16 protein-coding genes are annotated in these 24,385 nt (G+C 74.0%); 15 read left to right on the forward strand and 1 reads right to left on the reverse strand.

The window, feature by feature from the left end:
- The first annotated feature begins 33 nt into the window (after window positions 1–33).
- From ACZ7KF_RS28220 to ACZ7KF_RS28265, 10 genes are all read left to right on the forward strand, one after another.
- Window positions 34–8,346 (forward strand): SDR family NAD(P)-dependent oxidoreductase, encoded by an 8,313-nt coding sequence (locus ACZ7KF_RS28220; protein WP_471080763.1) that lies wholly within the window; start codon window positions 34–36, stop codon window positions 8,344–8,346.
- A gap of 43 nt (window positions 8,347–8,389) precedes the next feature.
- Complete coding sequence (locus tag ACZ7KF_RS28225; RefSeq protein ID WP_471080766.1) at window positions 8,390–9,187, forward strand: arylamine N-acetyltransferase family protein; 798 nt, start codon at window positions 8,390–8,392, stop codon at window positions 9,185–9,187.
- 56 nt (window positions 9,188–9,243) lie between these two features.
- Window positions 9,244–10,587 (forward strand): NAD(P)/FAD-dependent oxidoreductase, encoded by a 1,344-nt coding sequence (locus ACZ7KF_RS28230; RefSeq protein WP_471080769.1) that lies wholly within the window; start codon window positions 9,244–9,246, stop codon window positions 10,585–10,587.
- A 195-nt stretch (window positions 10,588–10,782) separates the two neighbouring features.
- The gene (locus tag ACZ7KF_RS28235; RefSeq protein WP_471080772.1) at window positions 10,783–11,859 is read left to right on the forward strand and encodes a 3-dehydroquinate synthase family protein; all 1,077 of its coding nucleotides are present in this window, start codon (window positions 10,783–10,785) and stop codon (window positions 11,857–11,859) included.
- The gene (locus tag ACZ7KF_RS28240; RefSeq protein WP_471080775.1) at window positions 11,856–13,274 is read left to right on the forward strand and encodes a 3-deoxy-7-phosphoheptulonate synthase; all 1,419 of its coding nucleotides are present in this window, start codon (window positions 11,856–11,858) and stop codon (window positions 13,272–13,274) included. Before ACZ7KF_RS28235 ends, ACZ7KF_RS28240 begins: the two co-directional genes overlap by 4 nt.
- Window positions 13,271–14,164: a shikimate dehydrogenase family protein gene (locus ACZ7KF_RS28245; protein ID WP_471080778.1), complete on the forward strand. Its 894-nt coding sequence runs from the start codon at window positions 13,271–13,273 to the stop codon at window positions 14,162–14,164. Before ACZ7KF_RS28240 ends, ACZ7KF_RS28245 begins: the two co-directional genes overlap by 4 nt.
- Window positions 14,165–14,333: 169 nt before the next feature.
- Window positions 14,334–15,494 carry a 3-amino-5-hydroxybenzoate synthase gene (rifK, locus tag ACZ7KF_RS28250; protein WP_225828436.1) on the forward strand — a complete coding sequence of 387 codons (1,161 nt, stop codon included), beginning with the start codon at window positions 14,334–14,336 and terminating at the stop codon, window positions 15,492–15,494.
- The gene (locus ACZ7KF_RS28255) at window positions 15,491–16,585 is read left to right on the forward strand and encodes a Gfo/Idh/MocA family protein (RefSeq protein ID WP_471080780.1); all 1,095 of its coding nucleotides are present in this window, start codon (window positions 15,491–15,493) and stop codon (window positions 16,583–16,585) included. Before rifK ends, ACZ7KF_RS28255 begins: the two co-directional genes overlap by 4 nt.
- A gap of 7 nt (window positions 16,586–16,592) precedes the next feature.
- Complete coding sequence (locus ACZ7KF_RS28260) at window positions 16,593–17,288, forward strand: HAD-IA family hydrolase (RefSeq protein WP_471080783.1); 696 nt, start codon at window positions 16,593–16,595, stop codon at window positions 17,286–17,288.
- A gap of 2 nt (window positions 17,289–17,290) precedes the next feature.
- Window positions 17,291–18,211, forward strand: coding sequence for an ROK family protein (locus ACZ7KF_RS28265; protein WP_471080787.1), 921 nt, complete (start codon window positions 17,291–17,293; stop codon window positions 18,209–18,211).
- Between the two features lie 260 nt (window positions 18,212–18,471).
- Here the strand turns inward: ACZ7KF_RS28265 and mhpA are convergent, their stop codons facing one another.
- Window positions 18,472–20,154, reverse strand: coding sequence for a bifunctional 3-(3-hydroxy-phenyl)propionate/3-hydroxycinnamic acid hydroxylase MhpA (gene mhpA, locus ACZ7KF_RS28270; protein ID WP_471080790.1), 1,683 nt, complete (start codon window positions 20,152–20,154; stop codon window positions 18,472–18,474).
- Window positions 20,155–20,353: 199 nt separating this feature from the next.
- Here mhpA and ACZ7KF_RS28275 point away from each other — a divergent pair, with 199 nt between their 5' ends.
- The 5 genes from ACZ7KF_RS28275 (at window position 20,354) to ACZ7KF_RS28295 (ending at window position 24,374) form a co-directional block, all read left to right on the forward strand.
- Window positions 20,354–21,127 (forward strand): thioesterase II family protein, encoded by a 774-nt coding sequence (locus ACZ7KF_RS28275; RefSeq protein WP_471080793.1) that lies wholly within the window; start codon window positions 20,354–20,356, stop codon window positions 21,125–21,127.
- Between the two features lie 34 nt (window positions 21,128–21,161).
- Entirely contained in the window at window positions 21,162–22,526 is a 1,365-nt protein-coding gene (locus tag ACZ7KF_RS28280; RefSeq protein WP_471080796.1) for a cation:proton antiporter, read from the forward strand.
- Window positions 22,523–22,969, forward strand: a complete 447-nt coding sequence (locus ACZ7KF_RS28285; protein ID WP_471080799.1) for a type II 3-dehydroquinate dehydratase — start codon at window positions 22,523–22,525, stop codon at window positions 22,967–22,969. The genes ACZ7KF_RS28280 and ACZ7KF_RS28285 overlap by 4 nt, the downstream gene beginning before the upstream one ends.
- Window positions 22,970–23,070: 101 nt before the next feature.
- Window positions 23,071–23,763, forward strand: coding sequence for an alpha/beta fold hydrolase (locus ACZ7KF_RS28290; RefSeq protein ID WP_471080802.1), 693 nt, complete (start codon window positions 23,071–23,073; stop codon window positions 23,761–23,763).
- A 53-nt stretch (window positions 23,764–23,816) separates the two neighbouring features.
- A complete protein-coding gene (locus ACZ7KF_RS28295) occupies window positions 23,817–24,374 on the forward strand; it encodes an SRPBCC domain-containing protein (RefSeq protein WP_471080806.1) in 558 nt (185 codons plus the stop codon).
- The last annotated feature ends 11 nt before the right edge of the window (window positions 24,375–24,385 follow it).

Below are 24,385 nucleotides of genomic sequence, written 5' to 3' on the forward strand. Positions count from 1 at the left end.
CTCACGGTCTCCCATGCGTTCCACTCGGCGTTGATGGAGCCGATGCTGGCGGAGTTCGCCGAGGTGTTGTCGGGGCTGACGTGGAGCGAGCCGACCGTCCCGGTCGTGTCGAACGTGACCGGGCAGCTCGTCGAGCCGGGTCGGTTGACGGATCCGTCGTACTGGGTGGACCACGTCCGCCGCCCGGTCCGCTTCTCCGAGGGCATCAACGCCACCGGCGGCTCCCAATTCCTCGAACTCGGCCCCGGCGGCGCACTGACCGGCGCCATCGCCGAGTCGGCAGACGCGGACGCGGTGAGCGTCCCGGCCCTGCGCGACGATCGCGATGAGACGCGGACCCTGCTGGCCGCCGTGGCCCGCCTCTTCGTACGCGGCGCCAAGGTGGACTGGGCGGCGATCCTTCCCGAGGGTGCCACCCAGACCCACGTGGACCTGCCGACGTACGCCTTCGATCACGAGCACTACTGGCTCCCGGCCCCGCGCTCCCTCATGGACGCCACCGCGCTGGGCCAGAGCGCGGCGGACCATCCGCTGCTCGGTGCGGTGGTCCAGCTCCCGCAGTCGGACGGACTGGTCTTCACCTCCCGGCTGTCCCTGCGCACGCACCCCTGGCTGGCCGACCACGCCATCGGAGGAGTGGTCCTCGTCCCCGGTACCGGCCTGGTCGAACTGGCCGTCCGGGCCGGTGACGAGGTCGGCTGCGGAGTGCTGGACGAACTCGTCATCGAGGCCCCGCTGGTCGTGCCCGAGCAGGGTGCCGTGCGCGTCCAGGTCGCCGTCGGCGGGCCGGACGAGAACGGATCCCGGAGCGTGGAGGTGTACTCCACCCGCCAGGACGACGATGGGCAAAGCTCTCCGGACGCCTGGACCCGGCACGCCAGCGGCACCCTGAGCACGGTCGCAGCCCCCGCCGGCACCTTCGACTTCACCGCCTGGCCGCCACCCGGCGCCCAGCAGGTCGACATCTCCGACGGCTACGAGAAGCTGACGCGCGCGGGATACGCGTACGGCCCCGCGTTCCAGTGCGTGCGGAAGGTCTGGCGGCGCGACGGCGAGCTCTTCGCCGAGGTCGTCGTTCCGCAGGAACAGCAGGAGAACGCCGCCGGGTTCGGCATCCATCCGGCACTGCTCGACGCGGCCCTGCACACGAGCATCCTGGACGCGGCCGCCGAGGTGACCGACGGTTCCGACGCGGAGGACGAGGCGGTGGTACGGCTGCCGTTCGCCTGGAACGGGCTGACCCTGCACGCCTCCGGTGCCGCGTCGATCCGGGTACGGCTGCTGCGGCCCGACCCGGACACCCTGTCGCTGGAGGCTGTCGACGACACCGGCGAACCGGTCCTGACGCTCGACTCGCTGGTCTCCCGGGCCGTCTCCGGAGAACAGCTCGAAGCGGCGGCCGGTACGCCCGGAACCGACGCGCTGTTCCGGGTCGAGTGGAGCGAGCTGGCTTCCTCGTCTGCTGCGCCCGCTGTGTCTGGTGTGTCTGGTGTGTCCGGTGGGGTCGTGGTGCCGTCGGTGACGGTGGTGGAGGCGTGTTCCGGCGGGGGTGACGAGTCGCCGGTGGCGTTGGTGGGTCGGGTGCTGGGGTCCGTGCAGGCGTGGCTCGCGGAGGAGGACGCGGAGGACGGCCGGCTGGTCGTGGTGACGCGGGGGGCGGTGCCGGCCGGGGGTGACGCGGCGGTGACCGATCCGGGTGGTGCGGCCGTGTGGGGGTTGGTGCGGGCCGCGCAGGCGGAGAACCCGGACCGGATCGTCCTCGTCGACACCGACACCGACACCGACACAGGCATCGACGCCGGGACGGGCAGCGGTAACGGCACCGGTATCGGCGGTGGTTCGGAGCTGGGGCGTGTCCTGGCCAGTGGTGAGCCGCAGGTGGCCGTGCGGGGCGGGGCGTTGTTCGTGCCGCGGTTGGCGCGGGTCGTCCCGGCCGGTTCGGCGGAGCCGGCGCTGGATCCTGCGGGCACCGTGCTCATCACCGGTGGTACGGGGTCGTTGGCGGGGCTGCTGGCGCGGCATCTGGTGGTGCGGCACGGGGTGCGGCATCTGGTGCTCGTCAGCCGGCGTGGTCCGCGGGCCGACGGGGCGCGGGAGCTGGTGGCCGAGCTGGAGGCGCTGGGTGCGCTGTCGGTGGCGGTGCCCGCGTGCGACGTGACCGACCGGGAGTCGGTGCGGGAGCTGCTGACGGGACTGGACGGGCCCCGGCTGACCGCCGTCGTCCACGCCGCCGGTGTCATCGACGCCGGTGTGGTCGGCGAGCTGGACGAGGCACGCCTCGCCCGGGTGTTCGCGCCGAAGGTGACGGCCGTCCAGCACCTGGACGAGCTGACCCGGGAACTCGTCCCCGACCTGGACGCGTTCGTCACCTACTCCTCGGTGTCCGCGGTCTTCCTCGGCGCGGGCACCGGCAGTTACGGCGCCGCCAACGCCGGCATGGACGGGCTGATGGCGCGCCGTCGGGCCGCCGGGTTCCCGGCGCAGTCGCTGGCCTGGGGCCTGTGGGAGCAGACCACCGGCATGGGCGCCGACCTGGACGACCTGTCCCGCAGCCGGATGAACCGGCGGGGCGGTGTGCTGCCGATCGGGCCCGAGGAGGGCCTGCAACTGTTCGACGCGGCGCTGGGCAGCGGGCAGACCCTGCTCGTGCCCGTGAAACTCGACCTGCGTGGGCTGCGTTCCGACGCGACCGCCGGGGCCACCGTGCCGCCGCTGCTGCGCGGGCTCGTCCGCGCCGGCCGGCGTGCCGCGCGCGGCAGCGGACGCGAGGGCCGGGCCGGGCTGGCCGGACGGCTGGCCGGGCTGGCCCCCGCCGAACGGGAGGCACTGCTGCTGGACCTGGTCCGCACCCATGTCGCGAACGTCCTCGGACACGCCGGACCGGACCGGGTCAGGGCCGAGACCGCCTTCAAGGACGCCGGATTCGACTCCCTCACCTCCGTCGAGCTGCGCAACCGCCTGCGCGAGGCCACCGGCCTGAGCCTGCCCGCCACCGCCGTCTTCGACTATCCGACGCCGCTCGCGCTCGCCCGGCATCTGCACGAGGAGTTCGAAGGCGTCACCCCGGCCGCGTCCGCGCAGGTCGCCGTGGCGCACGACCCGGACGAGCCGATCGCCGTCGTGGGCATGGCCTGCCGGCTGCCCGGCGGGGTCGCCGGCCCCGAGGACCTGTGGCGCCTGGTCCGTGAGGGCCGCGACGGCGTCACCGGGTTCCCCACCGACCGCGGCTGGGACCTCGACACGGTCTTCGACGCCGACCCCGAGCACGCCGGCACCTCGTACGTCGGCCAGGGCGGATTCCTGCACGAGGCACCGCTGTTCGATCCGCTGTTCTTCGGGATCTCGCCGCGCGAGGCGGTGGCCATGGACCCCCAGCAGCGGCTGCTGCTGGAGACCTCCTGGGAGGCGCTGGAGCGGGCCGGTATCGACCCGACCGCGCTCAAGGGCACCGACGTCGGCGTGTTCAGCGGCATCATGGGCGTCGACTACTACTCCGGCGGCGACGTGCCGGAGGAGGTCGGCGGCTTCGCGCTGACCGGCGCGGGAGCCAGCGTGGCGTCCGGCCGGGTGTCGTACGTCTTCGGCTTCGAGGGCCCCGCCGTCACCGTGGACACCGCCTGCTCCTCCTCGCTCGTCGCCCTGCACCTGGCCGCGCAGGCCCTGCGGGGCGGTGAGTGCTCCCTGGCCCTGGCCGGCGGTTCGACGGTGATGGCCGGGCCCGGGATGTTCATGGAATTCTCCCGGCAGCGGGCGCTGGCCTCGGACGGGCGGTGCAAGTCGTACGCGGACGCCGCCGACGGCACGGGCTGGGCCGAGGGCGCCGGGGTGGTCGTACTGGAACGGCTGTCGCAGGCGCGGCGCAAGGGGCACCCCGTCCTCGCCGTGATCCGCGGCAGCGCCGTCAACCAGGACGGCGCCTCCAACGGCCTCACCGCGCCCAACGGGCCCTCGCAGCAGCGCGTCATCCGCAAGGCGCTCGCCGCCGCCGGACTGACCCCCGCCGACGTGGACCTGGTCGAGGGCCACGGCACCGGCACCGTTCTCGGCGACCCGATCGAGGCGCAGGCGCTGCTGGCGACGTACGGCAAGGACCGGGATCCGCAACGGCCGCTGTGGCTGGGCTCGTTGAAGTCGAACATCGGGCACGCCCAGGCCGCCGCAGGGGTCGCCGGCGTGATCAAGGCCGTCCAGGCCCTGCGGCACCGCGAGATGCCCGCCACGCTGCACGTCGACGCGCCCTCCGCCCAGGTCGACTGGTCGGCCGGCGCGGTGGAACTGCTGACCGAGGCCCGGGAGTGGGCCGACCCGGGACGGCCGCGGCGGGCCGCGGTGTCCTCGTTCGGACTCAGCGGCACCAACGCCCACGTCATCCTGGAGGAGGCCCCCGAAACCCCGCAGGAGGCCCCGGACGAGGAGACGGAGCGACCCGCCGGTGTGCTGCCGCTGGTCGTGTCGGCCCGCGGCACCGGCGCGCTCGCCGGGCAGGCCGCCCGGCTCGCCGCGTTCCTCGGGGACACCGGCGCCGCGCCCGTCGGCGTCGCGGCGGCGCTGACCCGGCGGGCCGTGCTGCCGGAGCGGGCCGTGGTGGTGGCCGGCGACCGGGAGGAGGCCCTGGCCGGCCTGGGCGCGCTGGCCCGTGGCGAGCACAGTCCCGCCGTGGTGACCGGCAGCCCCGCCGTCTCGGCCGGCGCCGGCAAGGTCGCGTTCGTCTTCCCCGGCCAGGGCAGCCAGTGGGCCGGCATGGGCCGCGAACTGCTGGACGGCTCACCGGTGTTCGCCGAGCGGATCGCCGAGTGCGCCCGCGCGCTGGAGCCCTGGGTGGACTGGAAACTGGAGGACGTGCTGCGCGGCGAGGCACCGGACGAGCTGCTGCACCGCGCCGACGTCATCCAGCCGGCCTCGTTCGCCGTGATGGTGGGCCTGGCGGCCGTGTGGGCGTCCGTCGGTGTCGTACCGGACGCGGTGGTGGGCCACTCGCAGGGCGAGATCGCCGCCGCGTGCGTCGCCGGAGCGCTGCCCCTCCAGGACGCCGCACGGCTCGTGGCCCTGCGCTCCCAGGTGATCGCCGAACGCATGTCCGGGCACGGCGGCATGGTCGCCGTGGCCCTGCCCGAGACCGAGGCGGCCGCCGCCGTCGGACGCTGGGCCGGACGCGTCCACGTGTCCGCGGTCAACGGCCCCTCCTCGGTCGTCGTGGCCGGCGACGCCGACGTGCTCGACGAGGTCGTCGAGACACTGTCGGCCCAGGGCGTGCGGGCCCGGCGGATCGCGGCCGACTTCGCCTCCCACACCCCGCACGTGGAGGCGGTGCGCGAGCCGCTCGCCAAGGCGTTCGCCGACGTCCGCACCCAGGCCCCCGTCATCCCCTTCCACTCCACCGTCACCGGCGAGCGCGTCACCGGCGCCGGCACCCTGGACGCCGACTACTGGTACAGCAACATGCGCCGGCAGGTGCGGTTCGGGCCCGTCGTCGCCGACCTGATGGCCTCCGGGCACACCGTGTTCGTGGAGGTCGGCGCCCACCCGGTGCTGGCCCCGGCGATCAGCGAGACCGCCGACGGCGCCGACGTGCTGGTGACCGGCACCCTGCGCCGCGACGACGGCGGCCCCCGCCGGCTGCTGACCGCCATGGCCGAACTGTTCGTGAAGGGCGTCCCGGTGGACTGGACCGGGGTCCTGCCGCCCGCCGTCCGCCCCGCCGACCTGCCCACCTACGCCTTCGACCACCAGCACTACTGGCTGCCCGCCCCGGCCGCCGGGGGCGACGCCGCCTCGCTGGGCCTGGCCGGCGCCGGCCACCCGCTCATCGGAGCGGTCGTCGAGGTGCCCGACACCGGCGGCGTGCTGTGCACGTCCCGGCTGTCGCTGCGCACCCACCCCTGGCTCGCCGACCACGCCGTCGGCGACGTCGTCCTGCTGCCCGGCACCGGACTGGTGGAACTCGCCGTCCGCGCGGGCGACGAGGCCGGCTGCTCCACCCTCGACGAACTCGTCATCGAGGCCCCGCTGATCCTGCCCGCGCAGGGCGGGGTCCGCGTCCAGGTCGCCGTCGGCGGCCCCGACGACAACGGCACCCGCACCGTCACCGTCCACTCCACGCCCGACGGCGCGGCCGGTGCCGACGGCTGGACCCGGCACGCCACCGGCGTCCTCACCCCGGCCCCCCGCGCCCGTGCCGTCACGCACCCCGACCTCACCACCTGGCCGCCGCCCGGCGCCGAACGCGTCGAGGTGACCCCGGAGGACTTCTACGCCGGACTGCGTGACCACGACTACCGCTACGGACCCGTCTTCCGCGGCCTGCGCGCGGTGTGGCGGCGCGGCGAGGAACTCTTCGCCGAGATCGCCCTCCCGGAACAGGAGCACGAGGCCGCCACGGAGTACGGTCTGCATCCCGCGCTCCTCGACGCCGCCCTGCACACCAAGGCGTTCCTGAGCACCGGCGAGCACCGCACGATGCTGCCCTTCGCGTGGAACGGGCTCACCCTGCACGCCTCCGGTGCCGCGTCCCTGCGGATCCGGGTCGCCCGGCCCGCGCCGGACGCGCTGTCCCTGGAAGCGGCCGACGAGACCGGCAGCCCGGTCCTCAGCGCGGACTCGCTGGTGTTCCGCCCGGTCGCACCGGATCAGCTGCGCGCCACGGGCGGCCCCGACATGCTCTTCGGCGTCGACTGGGTCCCGCTGCCCCGGCCCGAGAGCCCGGACACGCCGACCTGGCTGCGGCTGTCCACGGCGGAGGAGGTGGCGACGCTCGCCGAGGACGCCCCGGACGGCACCGAGCTGCCCGCAGCGGTGGTCCTGGACGCCAGGACGACCGGCCCGGACGACACCCCGCTCGCCGTGACGGACCGCGCCCTGGAGGTCGTCCAGACCTGGCTCGCCGGCGGCGGCCTGGAGGACACCCGGCTGGTCGTGCTCACCCGGGGCGCGGTGCCCGCGGGCGGCGACGAGACGGTCACCGACCCGGGCGGCGCGGCCGTCTGGGGGCTGATCCGCGCCGCGCAGGCCGAGAACCCCGACCAGATCGTCCTGCTCGACATCGACGCCGACGCCGACGCCGAGACCGGCACGGACACCGAAGACATCGGGGCGCTGCTCGGCCCGGTGCTGGCCAGTGGTGAGCCGCAGGTGGCCGTGCGGGGCGGGGCGTTGTTCGTGCCGCGGTTGGCGCGGGTCGTCCCGGCCGGTTCGGCGGAGCCGGCGCTGGATCCCGCGGGCACCGTGCTCATCACCGGTGGCACGGGGTCGTTGGCGGGGCTGCTGGCGCGGCATCTGGTGGTGCGGCACGGGGTGCGGCATCTGGTGCTCGTCAGCCGGCGTGGTCCGCGGGCCGACGGGGCGCGGGAGCTGGTGGCCGAGCTGGAGGCGCTGGGTGCGCTGTCGGTGGCGGTGCCCGCGTGCGACGTGACCGACCGGGCATCGGTGCGGGAGCTGCTGACGGGACTGGACGGGCCCCGGCTGACCGCCGTCGTCCACGCCGCCGGCCTGTACGACGCGGGCGTCGTCGGCGAAGTGGAACCCGAGCGCCTCGCCCGGGTGTTCGCGCCGAAGGTGACGGCCGTCCAGCACCTGGACGAGCTGACCCGGGAACTCGTCCCCGACCTGGACGCGTTCGTCACCTACTCCTCGGTGTCCGCGGTCTTCCTCGGCGCGGGCACCGGCAGTTACGGCGCCGCCAACGCCGGCATGGACGGGCTGATGGCGCGCCGTCGAGCCGCCGGGTTCACGGCGCAGTCGCTGGCCTGGGGCCTGTGGGAGCAGACCACCGGCATGGCGGCCCGCACCGACGAACTCTCCCGCGGCCGGCTCAGCCGCCGCGGCGGCGTGCTCTCCATGACGCCCGAAGAAGGCATCCGGCTGTTCGACGCGGCCCTGGGCAGCGACCGGACCCTGCTGGTACCGGCCAAACTGGACCTGCGCGGGCTGCGGGCCGACGCCGCCTCCGGGGCCACCGTGCCGCCGCTGCTGCGCGGGCTCGTCCGCGCCGGCCGCCAGTCCGCACGGGCCGCCGTCACCGGGGACGAGCGGCGCCGGCTGGCCGAACAGCTGGCCGGGCTGCCGGCGGGGGAGCGGGCCGAGGCCCTGCTGGAACTGGTCCGCACCCAGGTGGCCGTCGTCCTCGGCTACACCGCCGGCCACCGGATCGACGCCGACCAGGGCCTGTTCGAGATCGGCTTCGACTCGCTCACCGCCCTGGAACTGCGCAACCGGCTCAGCGAGCTGACCGGCACCAAGCTCGGCGCGGGCCTCGTCTTCGACCATCCGACCCCCGTGCTGATCGTCGCCCATCTCACCGAGCGCATGTACGGCGAGGACGCGACCGGGCCCGTGGCCCTCTCCGTCTGAGGCGTCCACCCACCGCACCGACCCGAAGGGAGCAGATGACCCCATGTTCGACGTGGATGCCTACCTCCGCCGCATCGGCTGGACCGGCGAGACGCCGAGGCCGGACCTCGACACCCTGCGCACCCTGCACAAACAGCACCTGATGACCCTGCCGTACAACGTCGCCGGGCAGGGCTTCGAGGACGGCGTCCACCTCGTGGACGTGGACGAGGACGAGGTGTTCCGCACCGGCGTCATGGAGGGCCTGGGCGGCACCTGCTTCCAGCTCAACCGGCTCTTCTTCCGGCTCCTGTCCGCACTGGGCTACGAGGTGTCCCTGCTGGCCGCCAGCACCGCCGAGGGCCGGGAGAACTTCGGCACCGAGATCGAGCACATGTTCATCCTCGCCGTCCTCGACGGCGAGGAATGGCTCATCGACGTCGGCTACCCCGGCCCGTCCTACCTCGAACCCCTCCGCGTCGGCGACGAGGTACAGACCCAGTACGGCAGCCAGTTCCGGCTCGTCCGCAAGGACGACGGCACCATCGCCCTGCAACGGCGCGGGCGCGTCACCCGGTGGGGCACCGTCTACACCTTCCGGCTCCAGGCCCGCGAGTGGCACGACTGGAAGGAACTGGAGGACCGGGCCCGCGCCCACCACGCCACCGCGTCCCAGGACGACGGCCAGGGCACCCTGTGCGGCCGGACGTTCGACAACGGCCAGGCCGTGCTCAAAGGCCGCCGGTACCTGGTCGTCCGGGACGGACGCGAACGCGTCCGCACCGTCGTGGACGACGAGGAACACGACAGGCTCGTCGCCGCGATCATCAGCGGCGACCTCGGCCCCGGCGACCTCACGTGACCCGGCGGCAGACCAACCGATCCATCGGCACCACCAACAGTACGAAAGGACATTCCATGGCTAACAACTCGGCCGACGTCGTCATCATCGGTGGAGGACCGGCCGGCGCGGTGAGCGCCTATGTACTGGCCCGGCGGGGCCACTCCGTGGTGCTCCTGGAGCGCGAGGAGAACCCTCGCTTCCACATCGGCGAGTCACTGCTGCCGTACATGATGGGCCTGTTCGACCAGATCGGGATCCGGGAGGCGGTGGAGACCAAGGGCTACGTCCCCAAGTTCGGCGGCGAGTTCATCGACCCGACCGAGACGAAGTTCTTCTCCGGGGTCTTCCGCGCCGACTTCAGCAAGCAGGGCGAGGGCCGCTACGACCGCGCCTTCCAGGTCGAGCGGGCCAAGTTCGACCGCATGCTCGTCGAGGAGGCCGGCAAGGCCGGCGCCCAGATCCACTTCGGCGCCCCTGTCGGCGAACTCCTGATGGAGGGCGACCGCATGGTCGGCGTCCGCTACACCAAGGACGGCGAGGAGCACGAGGTCCGCGCCCAGTACGTCGTCGACGCCAGCGGCCGCAGCGGGCGCATCGCCAACAAGTTCGGGCTGCGCAAGACGCTGGACAAGCTCCGCATGGTCGCGGTGTTCCGGCACTACGAGGGCCTGGACGAGAAGCACAACCTCGGCGTCGAGGGCGACATCCAGGTCGGCGCGCACGCCGACGGCTGGGTGTGGGCCATCCCGCTGTCCAAGGACGTCATCAGCGTCGGCACCGTCATGCCCCGCGACGCGTTCCGCGCCTCCACCCCGGAGAAGGTGTTCGAGGAGCACCTCGCCCGGGTGCCGCGCATCACCACCCGGCTGACCGGCACCCGCCCGACCATGGACCTCAAGGTCGAGACCGACTACTGCTACCACACCGACACCGTCACCGGCCCCGGCTGGCTCATGGTCGGCGACGCCGGCTGCTTCGGCGACCCGATGTTCTCCGGCGGCGTCCTCGTCGCCTCGGCCACCGCCGTCCGCGCCGCCGAGACCCTGAGCACGGCCCTGAATAACCCGCAGGACGCCGACCGGCTCATCGACGAGTACGCCAACTTCTTCAAGACCGGCTACGACACCTACATCCGGCTCATCCACGCCTTCTACGACGGTGAGCTGGTCGCGGTCGCCGCCGACGCCGGCCGCACCACCGACCGCGAGGCGCTGGAGCGCTACCTGATCCGGCTGATCGGCGGCGACTTCTGGAGCGAGCACAACGCGGTCGCCCAGGAGATGCGCCGGCGGACCGAATGGGACACCTTCGCCCCGTTCCAGCGGGTCTTCGGCTGCCCGTCCTACCCGCACCTGGACGAGCAGGACCGCAAGGAACGCGCCGAGTCCCGCATCCGCCGGGTGACCGCCGGCCAGTAGCCCCCCGGGGCAAGGGGCCCGTCTGCCGGATCCAGCCGGAGGCACCGGACGCCAGGAGGCGCGGTCGCCCGGAGCCGGCCCGATCCGGAAGAAACGGCCCAGCCCGCCACGGAGCCCCGGCCGCGCGGTGCGCCGCCGCCGGCCGGGCTCCGGGCGACCGACCGAGTCCGCGCTAGCGAACCAGGTGAAGCGGAAGTGACAAGAAGAGTCCCGGTGCGCTTCGGCGACCGGTCCTATGAGGTGCTCATCGGCCCCGGAGTGCGCTCCGCCCTGCCCGGGATCATCGACAAGCTCGGTGCCCGGCGCGTCGCGGTGGTCTCGGCCCGCCCCGACGAGTGGGTGCCCGAAACCGGTGTGGAGACACTGCTGCTGCCCGCCCGGGACGGTGAGCCGGACAAGAACCTCGCCACGGTGGAGGCCCTGTGCGCCGCGTTCGTGCGGTTCGGGCTGACCCGCTCCGACGCCGTCGTCTCCGTCGGCGGCGGCACCACCACCGACGTCGTGGGCCTCGCCGCCGCGCTCTACCACCGCGGGGTGCCCGTCGTGCACCTGCCGACCACCCTGCTCGCACAGGTCGACGCCAGCGTCGGCGGCAAGACCGCCGTCAACCTGCCCGAGGGCAAGAACCTGGTGGGCGCCTACTGGCAGCCCGCCGCCGTCCTGTGCGACACCGACTACCTGACCACCCTGCCGCCCCGCGAGCTCCTCAACGGGCTCGGGGAGATCGCCCGCTGCCACTTCATCGGCGCCCCCGGCCTGCACGGACTGCCGCTCGCGGAACAGATCGCGGCCAGTGTGACACTCAAGGCGGGCATCGTCTCCGCCGACGAACGCGACACCGGCCTGCGGCATCTGCTCAACTACGGCCACACCCTGGGCCACGCCCTGGAGACGGCGACCGGCTTCGCCCTCCGGCACGGCGAGGGCGTCGCCGTCGGCACCGTCTTCGCGGGCCTGCTCGCCGGCACCCTGGGCCGGATCCCACCCGACCGGGTCGGCGAACACCGGCAGGTGGTCGCCTCCTACGGACTGCCCACCGCCCTGCCCGACGACGCCGAACCCGGCACGCTCATCGACCTGATGCGCCGGGACAAGAAGGCCCGCTCCGGCCTCACCTTCGTCCTGGACGGCCCGGCCGGCGCCGAACTCGTCGCCGACGTGCCCGAGCGGGCCGTCGCCGAGGCCCTGGCCCGGATGGAGCGCGCCCCCCTCGACCGGCTCGTCGCCCCCGCCCCGTCCGGGGCCGCGGGAACGGAGGCGGCGGTGACATGACGTACACACCACGGTGGCCGCCCGGCACCCCGGGGCGGATCCGGCGGCGGGCGGTCGAGCGTACACTCGCCGACCGGCTCGAAGCGGCCCTGGCCAGGCCCGCCGCACAACAGCCCGGCTGGCCGGACCCCGCCCGGGCCCGGGCCGTGGTCCACCGGCTGACCGCCGGCGAACCCCTCGTCACCCCCGCCGAGACCCGGCGGCTGCTCGACCGGCTCGGCGCCGTCGCGCGCGGCGAAGCCCTCCTGCTGCAGTCCGGCGACTGCGCGGAGACCTTCGCCGACAGCACCGAGCCGCACCTGCGGGCCAACCTCGGGCTGCTCCGCCGGATGGCGCTGGTCCTCACCCACGCCGCCGGTCTGCCCGTGGTCACGGTGGCACGCGCCGCCGGACAGTACGCCAAGCCCCGCTCCGCCCCCGTCGACAGCGACGGGCTGCCCGTCTACCGGGGCGACATCATCAACTCCGGCGAAGCCACCCACGCCGCCCGCACGCCCGACCCGGAACGCATGGCCCGGGCCCATGGCCACGCCCGGGAGGCGATGGCCGTCGTCCGTCGGCTCGCCCAGGAAGACCTCGCCGACGCACACGCCCTGCACGAGGAGAACCGGCACTTCGTGGGCACCGCCCCCGGCGGCCGCCGGCACCGGGCCAGGGCCGCCGAGATCGGCCGCGGACTGCGCTTCATGACCGGCATCGGCGCCCCCGCCCCCCGTCTCGGCGAGATCTGGACCAGCCACGAGGCGCTGCTGCTGGACTACGAAAGCGCCCTGCTGTGGGTCGACACCGACGGCCCCGAACCCCGGCTGTCCAGCGGGCTCGCCCACTTCCTGTGGATCGGGGAGCGCACCCGGCGCCCCGACGGCGCGCACCTCGCCTTCGCCGAACTGCTCGCCAACCCCATCGGCGTGAAGATCGGCCCCGCCACCACCCCGGAACAGGCCGTGGAATACGTACGCCGCCTCGACCCGCACGGTGTGCCGGGCCGGGTCACCCTGATCAGCCGGATGGGGCACGACCGGGTACGGGAGGTGCTCCCGCCGATCGTGGAGAAGGTCACCGCCTCCGGCCGCCAGGTGATCTGGCAGTGCGACCCCATGCACGGCAACTCCCGCACCACCGCTTCCGGTTACAAGACACGGCACTACGAGCACATCCTCGACGAGATCACCGGCTTCCTCCAGGTGCACCGCGCCCTCGGCACCCACCCGGGCGGCCTGCACCTGGAGGCCACCGGCGAGGACGTCACCGAGTGCGTCGGCGGCGCCCGCGGGCTGTCCGAGGCGGACCTGCCCGCCCGCTACCGCACCGCCTGCGACCCCCGCCTCAACGCCGAACAGTCCATGGAACTCGCCTTCACCGTCGCGGAGATGTTCGCGGCCGGGACGACACGCACCACGGAGGCGCCACGATGAACGACACCACCGGCACCCCCACCGCACCGGCGACCGGCACCCCACAGTCACCGTCCACCCCCACCGCACCGGCGACCGGCACCCCGCAGCAGACCCTGGTCAGCGGGACCACCCGGCTGTACGCCGTTCTCGGCGACCCGGTCGGGCAGGTCCAGTCGCCGGGACTGCTCAACCCGCTCTTCGCCCGCCTCGGCATCGACGCCGTGCTGGTCCCGGTCCACGTCCGCCCCGCCGACCTGGAGACGGTCGTCCGGGGACTCCAGCGGGTCGGCAACCTCGACGGGCTGTTCGTCACCGTCCCGCACAAGACGGCCGCCGCCCTGCTCGCCGACCGGCGCAGCACCACCGTCGAGATCACCGGCAGCGCCAACGCACTCCGGCGCGAGCCCGACGGCGGCTGGCTCGCCGAGAACTTCGACGGCTCCGGCTTCGTGGCCGGTCTCGTGCGGGCCGGCCACCGGCCGAAGGGCGCCCGGGTCGCCCTGGCCGGCGCGGGCGGTGCCGGCAGCGCCATCGCGGCGGCCCTGCTCGACGCCGGAGTGGACCGCCTGACCCTCACCGACCCCCACACCGCGCGGCTGACCACGCTCGTCGACCGGCTGGCCGCCCACTGGCCCGGCCGCGTCCACACCGCCGCCCGGCCGCCCCTGGCCGACAGTGACATCGCCGTCAACGCCACCCCGCTCGGCCTGCACCCGGACGACCCCCTGCCCTTCCCGCCCGACGCCCTGCCGGCCGGCGCCGTCGTGGCCGACATCGTCATGAAGCCCCGCGACACCCGGCTGCTGCGGGAGGCCGCCGCACACGGGCTCCACGTGCACCACGGAAGCCACATGCTCACCGGCCAGATCGACTCCTACCGTGCGTTCTTCGGACTGCACGCGCCCTAGTCCGACCGCCACCGGCCGACTACCAGACCGAGGGATGGGAGGCCGGCACGCCGCGTCCTAGTCTGAGGACGGCCAGCACTGCGCGAACCGTCCGGACCGGCTCTGTCGCCCCCTTCGCCTCGCCCGCTCACCCTCGCCCAGCCCGTCCCCGACGGAGATTTGGAGAACCATGAACGCGCGACCGGCACCGGAATTCCCGAAGTGGCCGCAGTACGACGACGACGAGCGGACCGGACTGATCCGGGCCCTGGAACAGGGCCAGTGGTGGCGCATGGGCGGGGAGGAAGTCGACTCCTTCGAGCGCGAGTTCGCCGACTTCCACGGTGCCCCGCACGCCCTGGCCGTCACCAACGGCACCCACGCCCTGGAACTCGCCCTCCAGGTCATGGGCGTCGGGCCGGGCAGCGAGGTCATCGTGCCGGCCTTCACCTTCATCTCCTCCTCACAGGCCGCCCAGCGCATCGGCGCGGTCGCCGTCCCCGTGGACGTCGACCCCGACACCTACAACATCGACGTCGCCGCCGCGGCGAGCGCCGTCACCCCGCGCACCCGGGCGATCATGCCCGTCCACATGGCCGGTCTCCTGGCCGACATGGACGCCCTCGGCAAGCTCTCCGCCGACACCGGCGTACCGATCCTCCAGGACGCGGCCCACGCCCAGGGCGCCCGCTGGCAGGGCAAGCGGGTCGGCGAACTCGGCTCGGTCGCCGCGTTCTCCTTCCAGAACGGCAAACTGATGACGGCCGGCGAGGGCGGCGCCGTCATCTTCCCCGAGAGCGACCTGTACGAGTCGGCGTTCCTGCGCCACAGCTGCGGCCGGCCGCGCACCGACCGCCGCTACCTGCACGCGGTCGCCGGCACCAACATGCGGCTCAACGAGTTCTCCGCCGCCGTGCTGCGCGCCCAGCTGCGCCGCCTGCCCGCCCAGACCGAGCTGCGCGACAAGCGCTGGGCACTGCTGTCCCGGCTGCTCGGCGCCATCGACGGCGTCGTGCCGCAGGGCAGCGACGTCCGCGCCGACCAGAACACGCACTACATGGCGATGTTCCGCGTCCCCGGCATCTCCGAGGAGGACCGCAACGCCCTGGTCGACCGGCTGGTCGACGCCGGGCTGCCCGCGTTCGCCGCGTTCCGCGCGATCTACCGCACCGACGCCTTCTGGGAGGTCGGCGCCCCCGACGAGACCGTCGAGCAGATCGCCGAGCGCTGCCCGAACACCGAGGCCATCAGCAGCGACTGCGTCTGGCTGCACCACCGGGTGCTCCTCGCCGGCGAGCAGGACCTGGAGATCACGGCCGAGATCGTCGCGGACGCAGTGGCCGCCATATGAGCGTGCGGGCCGCCGTGGTGGGGCTCGGCTGGGCGGGGCGGGAGCTGTGGCTGCCCCGGCTGCGGTCCCACCCGGACTTCGACCTGGTCGCCGCCGTCGACCCCGACCCCGCCGCCCGGGCGGAGGTCGGGGCGGTGACGGGGACACCCGTCCACGCGGAACCGGACGCGCTCGACGCCCGGTCCGTCGACCTCGCCGTCGTCGCCGTACCCAACCATCTGCACACCACCGTCGCCGCCCGCCTGCTCGGCCGGGGCGTGAACGTCTTCCTGGAGAAGCCGGTGTGCCTGTCCGGCGCCGAGGCCGACACCCTCGCCGCCGCCGAGCGCGACGGCGGCGTGCTGCTGGCCGGCAGCGCCGCCCGGCACCGCGCCGACGTCCGCGAACTGACCGGGATCCTGCCCGAACTGGGAAGGGTCCGGCACGTCGACCTGGCCTGGATACGGGCCCGTGGCGTGCCGCAGGCCGGCGGCTGGTTCACCCGCCGCAGCGAGGCCGGCGGCGGCGCCCTGGTCGACCTCGGCTGGCATCTCGTGGACACCCTGACCGCACTGCTCGGTCCGTCCCCGATCCGGCAGGCCATCGGCGCCACCTCTGACGACTTCCTGAACGCCGGCGAGTGGTCCGCGGCCTGGCGCCGCGAGGAGGCCGCCGCCGCGCCGACCGGCGACGTCGAGGACACCGCCCGCGGCTTCCTGCTCCGCGAGGACGGCATCTCCGTCTCCCTGCGGGCCAGTTGGGCCTCGCACGAGGCACGGGACCTCTCCCTGATCCGGATCGAGGGCAGCGCCGGCACCGCCGAACTGCGCTGCACCTTCGGCTTCAGCCCCAACCGGCAGCCCGAGTCGGTCCTGACCCTCACCCGCGAGGGCACCACCCGCCGGCTGCCGGTCCCCGCCGAACCCGTCGGCGCGGAGTACGGGCGACAGCTGGACGGTGTGCCGGCCCTCCTCGCCGACCCGGCCGGCCGGGGCCGGGCCATCGCCGAGGCCCGGACCACCGTACGGCTCATGGAGCGCATCTACGCCTCCGCGCGCGCCGACCGCGACGGGCCGAGCGAGCCCGTGTACCAGCAGACCACGAGTAGATGAGGACCCCATGACAGTCCACTCGACCGACCGGCCCGTCGTCCCGGCCGGACTCCTGACGACACCTCGGCGGGCGGTCGTCTTCGACCTGGACGGGGTGATCGTCGACAGCTTCGCGGTCATGCGGGAGGCCTTCGCGGTCGCCTACGCGGAGGTCGTCGGCGACGGCCCGGCCCCGTTCGAGGAGTATGTGCGTCACCAGGGACGCTACTTCCCCGACATCATGCGGATCATGGGGCTGCCGCCGGAGATGGAGGAGCCCTTCGTCCGCGAGAGCTACCGGCTCGCCCATCGCGTCGAGGTCTTCGACGGCGTCCTCGAACTCCTGCTGACCCTGCGGGTGCGCGGCCTGCGGCTGGCCGTGGCCACCGGCAAGGCCGGGGACCGGGCCCGCTCCCTGCTCGACGGACTCGGCCTGCTGCCGTTCTTCGCGCACGTCATCGGCTCCGACGAGGTGCCCCGGCCCAAGCCCGCGCCCGACATCGTCCAGCGCGCGCTGGAGCTGCTGGACGTGCCGCCCGAGCAGGCCATCATGATCGGCGACGCGCCCACCGACCTGGTCAGCGCACGCGATGCCGGTGTCGCCTCCGCCGCCGCCCTGTGGGTCGGCCCCGACGAGGAGGAACTCCTCGCCGCGAAGCCCGACGCGGTCCTGCGCCGGCCCAGCGACCTGCTCGCGCTGTGCCCCGCCGTACCGGGCGACTGAGCGTGCGCGCACCCCGGGACCAGCAGCCCGGCGCCGTGGCGGCGCCGGGCCGTCTCGGCATCGACGTCGGTGGCACCAAGGTCGCCTTCCGGGCCGAGTCCGTGGACGGCCGGACCGAGGAGTCGTCCTTCACCTGGGGTCCGCACCGGGACGCCGGCCGCGACCTCGCCGACCTCGCCGCACACCTGGAAGCCTTCCCCGCGCTCACGGACGTACGGGCCGTCGGCGTGGCCATGCCCGCCACCGTCGGTCCCGACGAACGGATCACCGCCTGGCCCAGCCGCCCCGCCTGGACCGGCCTCGCGCTGGGCCCCGCCCTGCGCGAGCTGTTCCCCGGGGCGGCGGTCGCCTGGGCGGACGACGGTGACCTCGGTGCCCTCGCCGAGTCGCACGCCGCGGACTGCCCCCACCTGCTCTACATCGGCGTCGGCACCGGAGTGGGCGGCGGGTTCGTCCTGAACGGCACCCTGTGCCCCGGTCCCGCCCGGGGCTCCTTCGAGATCGGCCACCTCGTGGTCGACCGGGCCGGACCCGAGTGCGTCTGCGGCCGGCGCGGCTGCCTCCAGGCGACCGCCTCCGGCCCGGCCACCCTCGCCCACGCCGCCGGCCTGCGCGGCGCCCCCGTCACCTTCGACGAGCTACGGGCAGGTCTGCGCGACCACCTCCCCTGGGCCGTCGCCGCACTGGACCGGACGGCCCACGCCCTCGCGACGGCCGTCGCCGGCGTCAGCGAACTCCTCCACCCCGAACGCGTGCTGCTCGGCGGGGGTTTCGCCGCGGGCGTCCCGGGCCTGCTGGACGCCGTGGCCGCCCACCTGACGACCCTCGCCCGCCCCGGCCACCCCGCCCCGCCCCTCGCCCCGGCCCGCCTGGGCGGCCTGTCGTCCCTGCGGGGAGCGCTCCTCCTCGCCCGGCAACTCTGACCCCCAGCCCGCACGGGCACCCGGCGAGCGCCCGTCCCCCCGACCGGACGGGCGCTCGCCGGGTGCCGGGCAGCAACGCCCGCGCGCGTCCGCTCCGGCGGCCGGGCGGCCCCGCGTGTCCCGCCTGCCGCGGTCGCGGGAACGCTCGGGCGGGCCTCCCGGGTGGCGGGGACGTCCGGCTCGCCGATGCCGGATCCGGCCGGGGGAGGGGGCCGAGGCCCGGCCCGTCCCCGCCCGGCGGCCGCGCTGTGCCCTCCCGTTCAGCCGGCGCGGACCGCGGCGGCCGGTGCCGGCGCGGTCAGCCGGGTGCGCAGATCGTCCACGAGCGCGGTCACCCCGGCCGGATCGGCCGCCGCGCCGAAGACGTGATAGTCCGGGCGCACCAGCAACGCGGTCGCGCCGTACCGGTCGAGATACCCGCGCAGCACCCCGTCCGCGTCCACCGCGCTCTGAGTGCCGTCCGTGCCGTCCGTGCCCTCCGTGCCGTCGTACGACGCCGAGGCCGGGCGCAGACGGAGCACCGTGGCGCCGAGGTCCCGCAGGAACGACAGCCGGTCCGGGGGCAGGCCCCACTCCGCCTCGGCCTTGGTGAACAGGACGAAACCGCGGGTGACCGGATCCTCCAGCGGCTCCCCGCCGGACGGCCGCAGCAGCCGGGCGTGCGGCAGGACCTCACCGGCCGGCGGCACCCGGGTCTCCGCGTCGGCACCGGCCGGCCGGTGCAGCAGCCCGCAGGTGATCGGCCGCGCCGGATCCGGCCGGCCCGGCCCCCGCCCGCGCCGGTTCGCCAGCACGGTCGCGTCACGCTCCTTGGCGGCCGCCGGGTCCGTCACACAGATCAGCCGCCCGAGCTGCACCGACGCCAGGATCGACTCCCGCACCTGCGCCCGGCGCTCCTCCGTGTAGCTGTCGAGGAGGGACTCCGGCGCGGCCCCGCGCAGGATCAGGTCCAGCCGCCAGGCCAGGCCGACCACGTCCCGTACGCCCGAGCACATGCCCTGCCCCGCGAACGGCGGCATCAGATGGGCCGCGTCGCCGGCCAGCAGCACATGCCCCGCCCGCCAGTCGTCGGCCCACCGCGCCTGGAAGATGTACGTGGTGCTGCGCAGCAGCCGGGCGGTGTCCGGGGTGACGCCGAAGGGCGCCAGCAGCCGCCACGCGGTCTCCTCCCGGTTCAGGTCGGCCGCCCGCTCGCCCGGCAGCCGCATGAACTCCCAGCGCCGGTGCCCCGGCCCGCTCCCGACCAGCGTGGTGGGCCGGGCCGGATCGCAGAGCTGCACATTGGTCGGCACGAACTCCCGCGGCTCGCGCAGCTCCACGTCACACAGCAGCCACTCGTAGGAGAACCCGAGATCGGTGACGGACACGCCCATCCGGTCCCGTACGAAGCTGTTGGCGCCGTCGCAGCCGACCACCCACCGCGCCGCGAACGTCTGTACCGTGCCCTCCTCGTCCTCGGCGGTCACCGTCACCCCCGCCGGGCCGTCGGTGACGTCCACGACCCGTCGGTCGCGCAGCACCGTGATCCCGGGCAGCCGCGCGGCACGGGCGGCGAGCAGCTCCTCCAGCGCGGGCTGGTGCATCGTGTTGGCGTCCGGCCAGCCGTACGGGCCCTCGGTGGTGAACTCGATGTCCAGCAGCGTCTCACCGTCCGCCGTACGCCACCGATAGCCGGTGCCCGGTTCGGTGATCCCGGCCAGCCCCCCGCCGACGCCCGTGCCGGCCAGCAGCCGGGCGGTCTCCCCGTCGAAACTCGTCGCCCGGGGCAGCGTGTACGGCCGCCGGCGGCGTTCGAGGACGGTCACCCGCCAGCCGCGCTGGGCCAGCAGCACGGACAGCACCGAGCCGACGGGTCCGTACCCGACGACGAGCACATCCGTCTCCGGTCCTGTCTGCGGTGAACTACCGGACGCCGGCACGCCGTTCGGTGACACATCGGACATGGGAACCCCCTCGGTGCTGCCTGGCTGACGGGTCCTGCTCGGGTGACTCGTGGTGAGCGTACGGGTCCCGCGACCGGCTCCGGCGGGAATCCGGCCCGGGCTATCAGGTTGAGGGATACCGGCCCCCGACCGGCTCGGCCTAATCTGCCGAAGTCCCTTACAAGACGCTGATTTCCGACGTGAAAGCGAGCCATTCGGCATGCCTGGAGCAACGGCACAGTTCGAGAAGTGGGTCAGCGTCTTCCGCCCCTCGCCGGACAGCGCGGTACGGCTCGTCTGCCTGCCGCACGCCGGCGGCTCGGCGAGCTTCTTCTTCCCGGTCGCCACGGCCCTCAGCCCCGCGGTGGAGGTCCTGGCCGTCCAGTACCCGGGCCGGCAGACGCGCCGGCACGAACCCGGCATCGACAACATCCCCGACTACGCCGACGAGATCTTCGCGGCCCTGCGCCATCTGGACGACCGGCCGCTCGCCCTGTTCGGGCACAGCATGGGCGCCGTCCTCGCCTACGAGGTGGCCCTGCGCATGCAGGAGGCCCGACTGCCCTCGCCGGTACGGCTGTTCGCCTCCGGCCGCCGCGCCCCCTCCCGGTACCGCGACGAGCACGTGCACGCGGCGACCGACCAGGAGGTACTGGCCGAGCTGCGCACGCTCAGCGGCCCCAACCAGGCCGTCCTGGCGGACCCGGAGGTGCTGGCGATGTTCCTGCCGGCGATCCGCAGCGACTACACCGCCATCGAGAACTACCGGCACGACCCCGGCCGGCTGCTCGACTGCCCGGTGACCGTGCTCACCGGCGACGACGACCCCCGGACGTCCCTCGACGAGGCACACGCCTGGGAGGAGCACACCACCGGCCCCACCGACGTGCACGTCTTCCCGGGCGGCCACTTCTTCCACGTCGAGCGGAGCGCCGAGGTAGTCGCGCTGCTGGCGCGCAGCCTGCACGCCCAGGGCGCCGACACCACCCGCTGATCCCCACCGAACCTCTCCGACGAGGGAAGAGCCCGTGACGCTCGCCAATCCGGTGCCCACCATGGCCCCGCACTCACTCCTGGTCTTCCTCCTCCAGATCTCCTTCCTCCTGCTCTTCGCACTCGTCCTGGGCCGGGTCGCCGAGCGTTTCCGCATGCCGGCGGTCGTGGGCGAGCTGTGCGCGGGCATGCTGCTCGGCCCGTCCGTGCTCCAGCACACACTGCCCGACTTCTCCGGCTGGCTGCTGCCGCAGCAGCCGGAGCAGATGCACCTGCTCGACGCGACCGGGCAGCTCGGCGTGCTCCTCCTCGTGGGGGTCACCGGCGCCGAGCTGAACTTCGGCCTCGTCCGCAAGCGCGGCACCACCGCCGCCCGGGTCAGCATCGCCGGACTCGTGCTGCCGCTCGGCCTCGGCATCGGCACCGGTTTCGCGCTCAGCGGTGTCCTGATGCCGGACGGCGTCGACTCCAAGGTCTTCGCGTTCTTCCTCGGCGTGGCGATGTGCGTCACCGCGATCCCGGTGATCGCCAAGACGCTCCTCGACATGAAGTTGCTGCACCGGGACATCGGCCAGCTGATCCTCTCCGCCGGCGTGGTGGACGACATCGTCGGCTGGTTCCTGCTGTCCGTGGTGTCCGCGATGGCCACGGCCGGACTCACCACGGGCGTCGTGGTGACCTCGGTGCTCTACCCGGTCGGTGTCGTGCTGTTCGCCCTGCTGATCGGCCGCCCGCTGGTGGGCGCCGCGCTGCGCTGGGCGGGACGGGCCGAGGGCGCCGCACCCACGATCATGACGGTGGTGGTCATGGTCCTGTTCAGCGCCGCCGCCACCCAGGCCATGAAGCTGGAGGCGATCTTCGGCGCCTTCGTCTGCGGTGTGCTGGTCGGCACCAGCAAGGACCTGGACCGGGCGAAGCTGGAACCCCTGAAGACCAGCGTGCTGTCCTTCCTGGCCCCGCTGTTCTTCGCCACGGCCGGGCTGCGGATGGACCTCACCGGCCTGCGCCACCCGGACGTCCTCGGCGCGGCCGTCGCCGTGCTCGCCGTCGCCGTCATCGGCAAGTTCTCCGGCGCCTTCCTCGGCGCCCGGTTCAGCCGCCTCAACCGCTGGGAGGCGCTCGCTCTCGGGGCCGGCATGAACTGCCGCGGCGTGGTCGAGGTCGTCGTGGCGATGACCGGCCTGCGTCTCGGCGTCCTGGACACCGACGCGTACACGATCATCATCCTGGTCGCGATCGTGACCTCGCTGATGACGCCGCCCGTCCTGCGGGTCGCCATGGCCCGCGCCGAGGAACTCGCCGAGGCCGAACTCGCCCTGAAGGACGACGACTCCGGCCCGGACCGCACCCGGCACGAGTCGGGACGGCCCGGCTCGCCGAACAGCGAGGTGACCCCATGAGCACGCTGCTTCTGCTGAACGGCCCCAACCTGGGCATCCTCGGCCGCCGCGAGCCCGAGATCTACGGCACCGACACCCTCGCCGACATCGAGAAGGCCGTCGCCGCCGAGGTGAGCGGCGCGGGCTGGGAGGTGCTCTCCCTCCAGCACGACTCCGAGGGCGACCTGGTGCGCGACATCCACCGGCACCACTTCGACACCGTCGGCGCCATCGTCAACCCCGGTGCGCTGATGATCGCCGGCTGGAGCCTGCGCGACGCGCTCGCCGCGTACCCGCAGCCCTGGATCGAGGTGCATCTCAGCAATGTGTGGGCACGCGAGCAGTTCCGCCACGAGTCCGTGATCGCGCCGCTGGCCTCCGGAGTGGTGGTCGGCCTCGGCTCCATGGGGTACCGACTGGCCGCGAAGGCCCTGCTCGAACTGGTCACGACGACCGCCACCTGACGGCAACCGCTCGTCGACCACATCCCGTTGGTCCACGCTCGTTGACAACCGCGAGACCGCACCCCCGCTCGCACCCCGCGTGTCGAAAGGACACCCCGATCATGAAGCTCGCACTGCACGAGGTCGGCGACGGCGATCGCACGGTGCTGCTCGTCCACGGCGTGATGTCGTCGGCGACCACCTGGCGCCGCGTGGCGCCGCTCATCGCCGAGCGCGGTTACCGCGTGATCATGCCGGACCTGCGCGGCCACGGTGACAGCCCGCACGCCGACGAGTACACCCCCGAGCTGCTCGCGGCCGACCTCGTGGAGTCCGTCCCGGAGGGGGTCGACCTCGCCCTCGCCCACTCCTTCGGCGCACCCGTGCTCGCCCTCGCCGTACCCGGCCTGCGCCCGGCCAAGGTCGTCTACAGCGACCCGGCCTGGAAGCTCGGCGTCAAGTCGGTCGACGAAGTGCACGAGTTCGCGCAGGCCACCAAGTCGGCCACCGCCGAGAGCATCCGGCAGCTGTGCCCCCGCTGGCTGCCCGAGGACATCGAGGCGGAGCTGGCCGGGTACGCCCGCTGGGACGTCCGGGCCATCGAGTGGCTGCGCAGCGACCGGGACCTGATCCCCGCGCGGGCCGAGGTGCCCTCGCTCGTCCAGGGCGCCGGCGACCACCACCTCGTCCCCGACGAACTGGCCGACCGGCTGCGCGGACGCGGGTTCGAGGTGACGTACGTCCCGGACACCGGTCACTGCATCCACCGGGACGACCTGGACGGCTTCCTCAAGTCACTGGACGGCTGGCTCTGACCGGCGCGCGGCAGCGCCCCGACCGGGCATCCCGCCCGTGCTAGGTTGATCCAATGGACGCAGGTCACCCCACGCAGGTGGAGTCGGGCAGTGCCCCGGCCGCTGACCCGACAATCCCCGCGCTGCACGGGTCGTTCTCCGTAGACCTGGACTTCTCGGTGGCGCGGGCCGAGGTCTTCCGCGGCTTCGCCGAGCCGTCCCTGCGGCGCCGCTGGTTCCGCCTCCCCGGCGGCTCCTCCACCGCCGAGCACGATCTGGACTTCCGGGTCGGCGGCGGGGAGAGGGCCCGCAACGTCTTCGTCTCCGGCGACACCCGGCAGCACCTCGCCTACCGCTCCCGGTTCCTGGACATCGTGCCGGACACCCGGATCGTCTACGTCTACGAGGCCGAGGTCGACGGCAGCCGCCGCTGGATCTCCCTCGTCACCGTCGAACTGTCCGACGAGGCCGCCGGCTCCCGCCTCACCTGGACCGAGCAGTACACCTGGCTCGTGCCCACGGGGGACGGCAGCCAGGACGTCGCCCACCTCCGCGGCGGCACCCGCCTCCTGCTCAACGGCCTGTCCACGGTGGTCAATCCGGACCGCCACCGCGGCCTGCTCCGGCGCTAGGTGTATTGATC

This window comes from Streptomyces sp. NPDC038200, from assembly GCF_055600785.1.

Bases quoted from the DNA above. Each gene is read 5' to 3' on its own strand.
- ACZ7KF_RS28245 (WP_471080778.1), top strand. From the start codon at position 13,271: ATGAACGACACCACCGGCACCCCCACCGCACCGGCGACCGGCACCCCA.
- ACZ7KF_RS28260 (WP_471080783.1), top strand. From the start codon at position 16,593: ATGACAGTCCACTCGACCGACCGGCCCGTCGTCCCGGCCGGACTCCTG.
- mhpA (WP_471080790.1), bottom strand. From the start codon at position 20,154: ATGTCCGATGTGTCACCGAACGGCGTGCCGGCGTCCGGTAGTTCACCG.
- ACZ7KF_RS28255 (WP_471080780.1), top strand. From the start codon at position 15,491: ATGAGCGTGCGGGCCGCCGTGGTGGGGCTCGGCTGGGCGGGGCGGGAG.
- ACZ7KF_RS28285 (WP_471080799.1), top strand. From the start codon at position 22,523: ATGAGCACGCTGCTTCTGCTGAACGGCCCCAACCTGGGCATCCTCGGC.
- ACZ7KF_RS28225 (WP_471080766.1), top strand. From the start codon at position 8,390: ATGTTCGACGTGGATGCCTACCTCCGCCGCATCGGCTGGACCGGCGAG.
- ACZ7KF_RS28230 (WP_471080769.1), top strand. From the start codon at position 9,244: ATGGCTAACAACTCGGCCGACGTCGTCATCATCGGTGGAGGACCGGCC.
- ACZ7KF_RS28290 (WP_471080802.1), top strand. From the start codon at position 23,071: ATGAAGCTCGCACTGCACGAGGTCGGCGACGGCGATCGCACGGTGCTG.
- ACZ7KF_RS28295 (WP_471080806.1), top strand. From the start codon at position 23,817: ATGGACGCAGGTCACCCCACGCAGGTGGAGTCGGGCAGTGCCCCGGCC.
- rifK (WP_225828436.1), top strand. From the start codon at position 14,334: ATGAACGCGCGACCGGCACCGGAATTCCCGAAGTGGCCGCAGTACGAC.
- ACZ7KF_RS28240 (WP_471080775.1), top strand. From the start codon at position 11,856: ATGACGTACACACCACGGTGGCCGCCCGGCACCCCGGGGCGGATCCGG.
- ACZ7KF_RS28275 (WP_471080793.1), top strand. From the start codon at position 20,354: ATGCCTGGAGCAACGGCACAGTTCGAGAAGTGGGTCAGCGTCTTCCGC.
- ACZ7KF_RS28220 (WP_471080763.1), top strand. From the start codon at position 34: ATGGAGCCGATGCTGGCGGAGTTCGCCGAGGTGTTGTCGGGGCTGACG.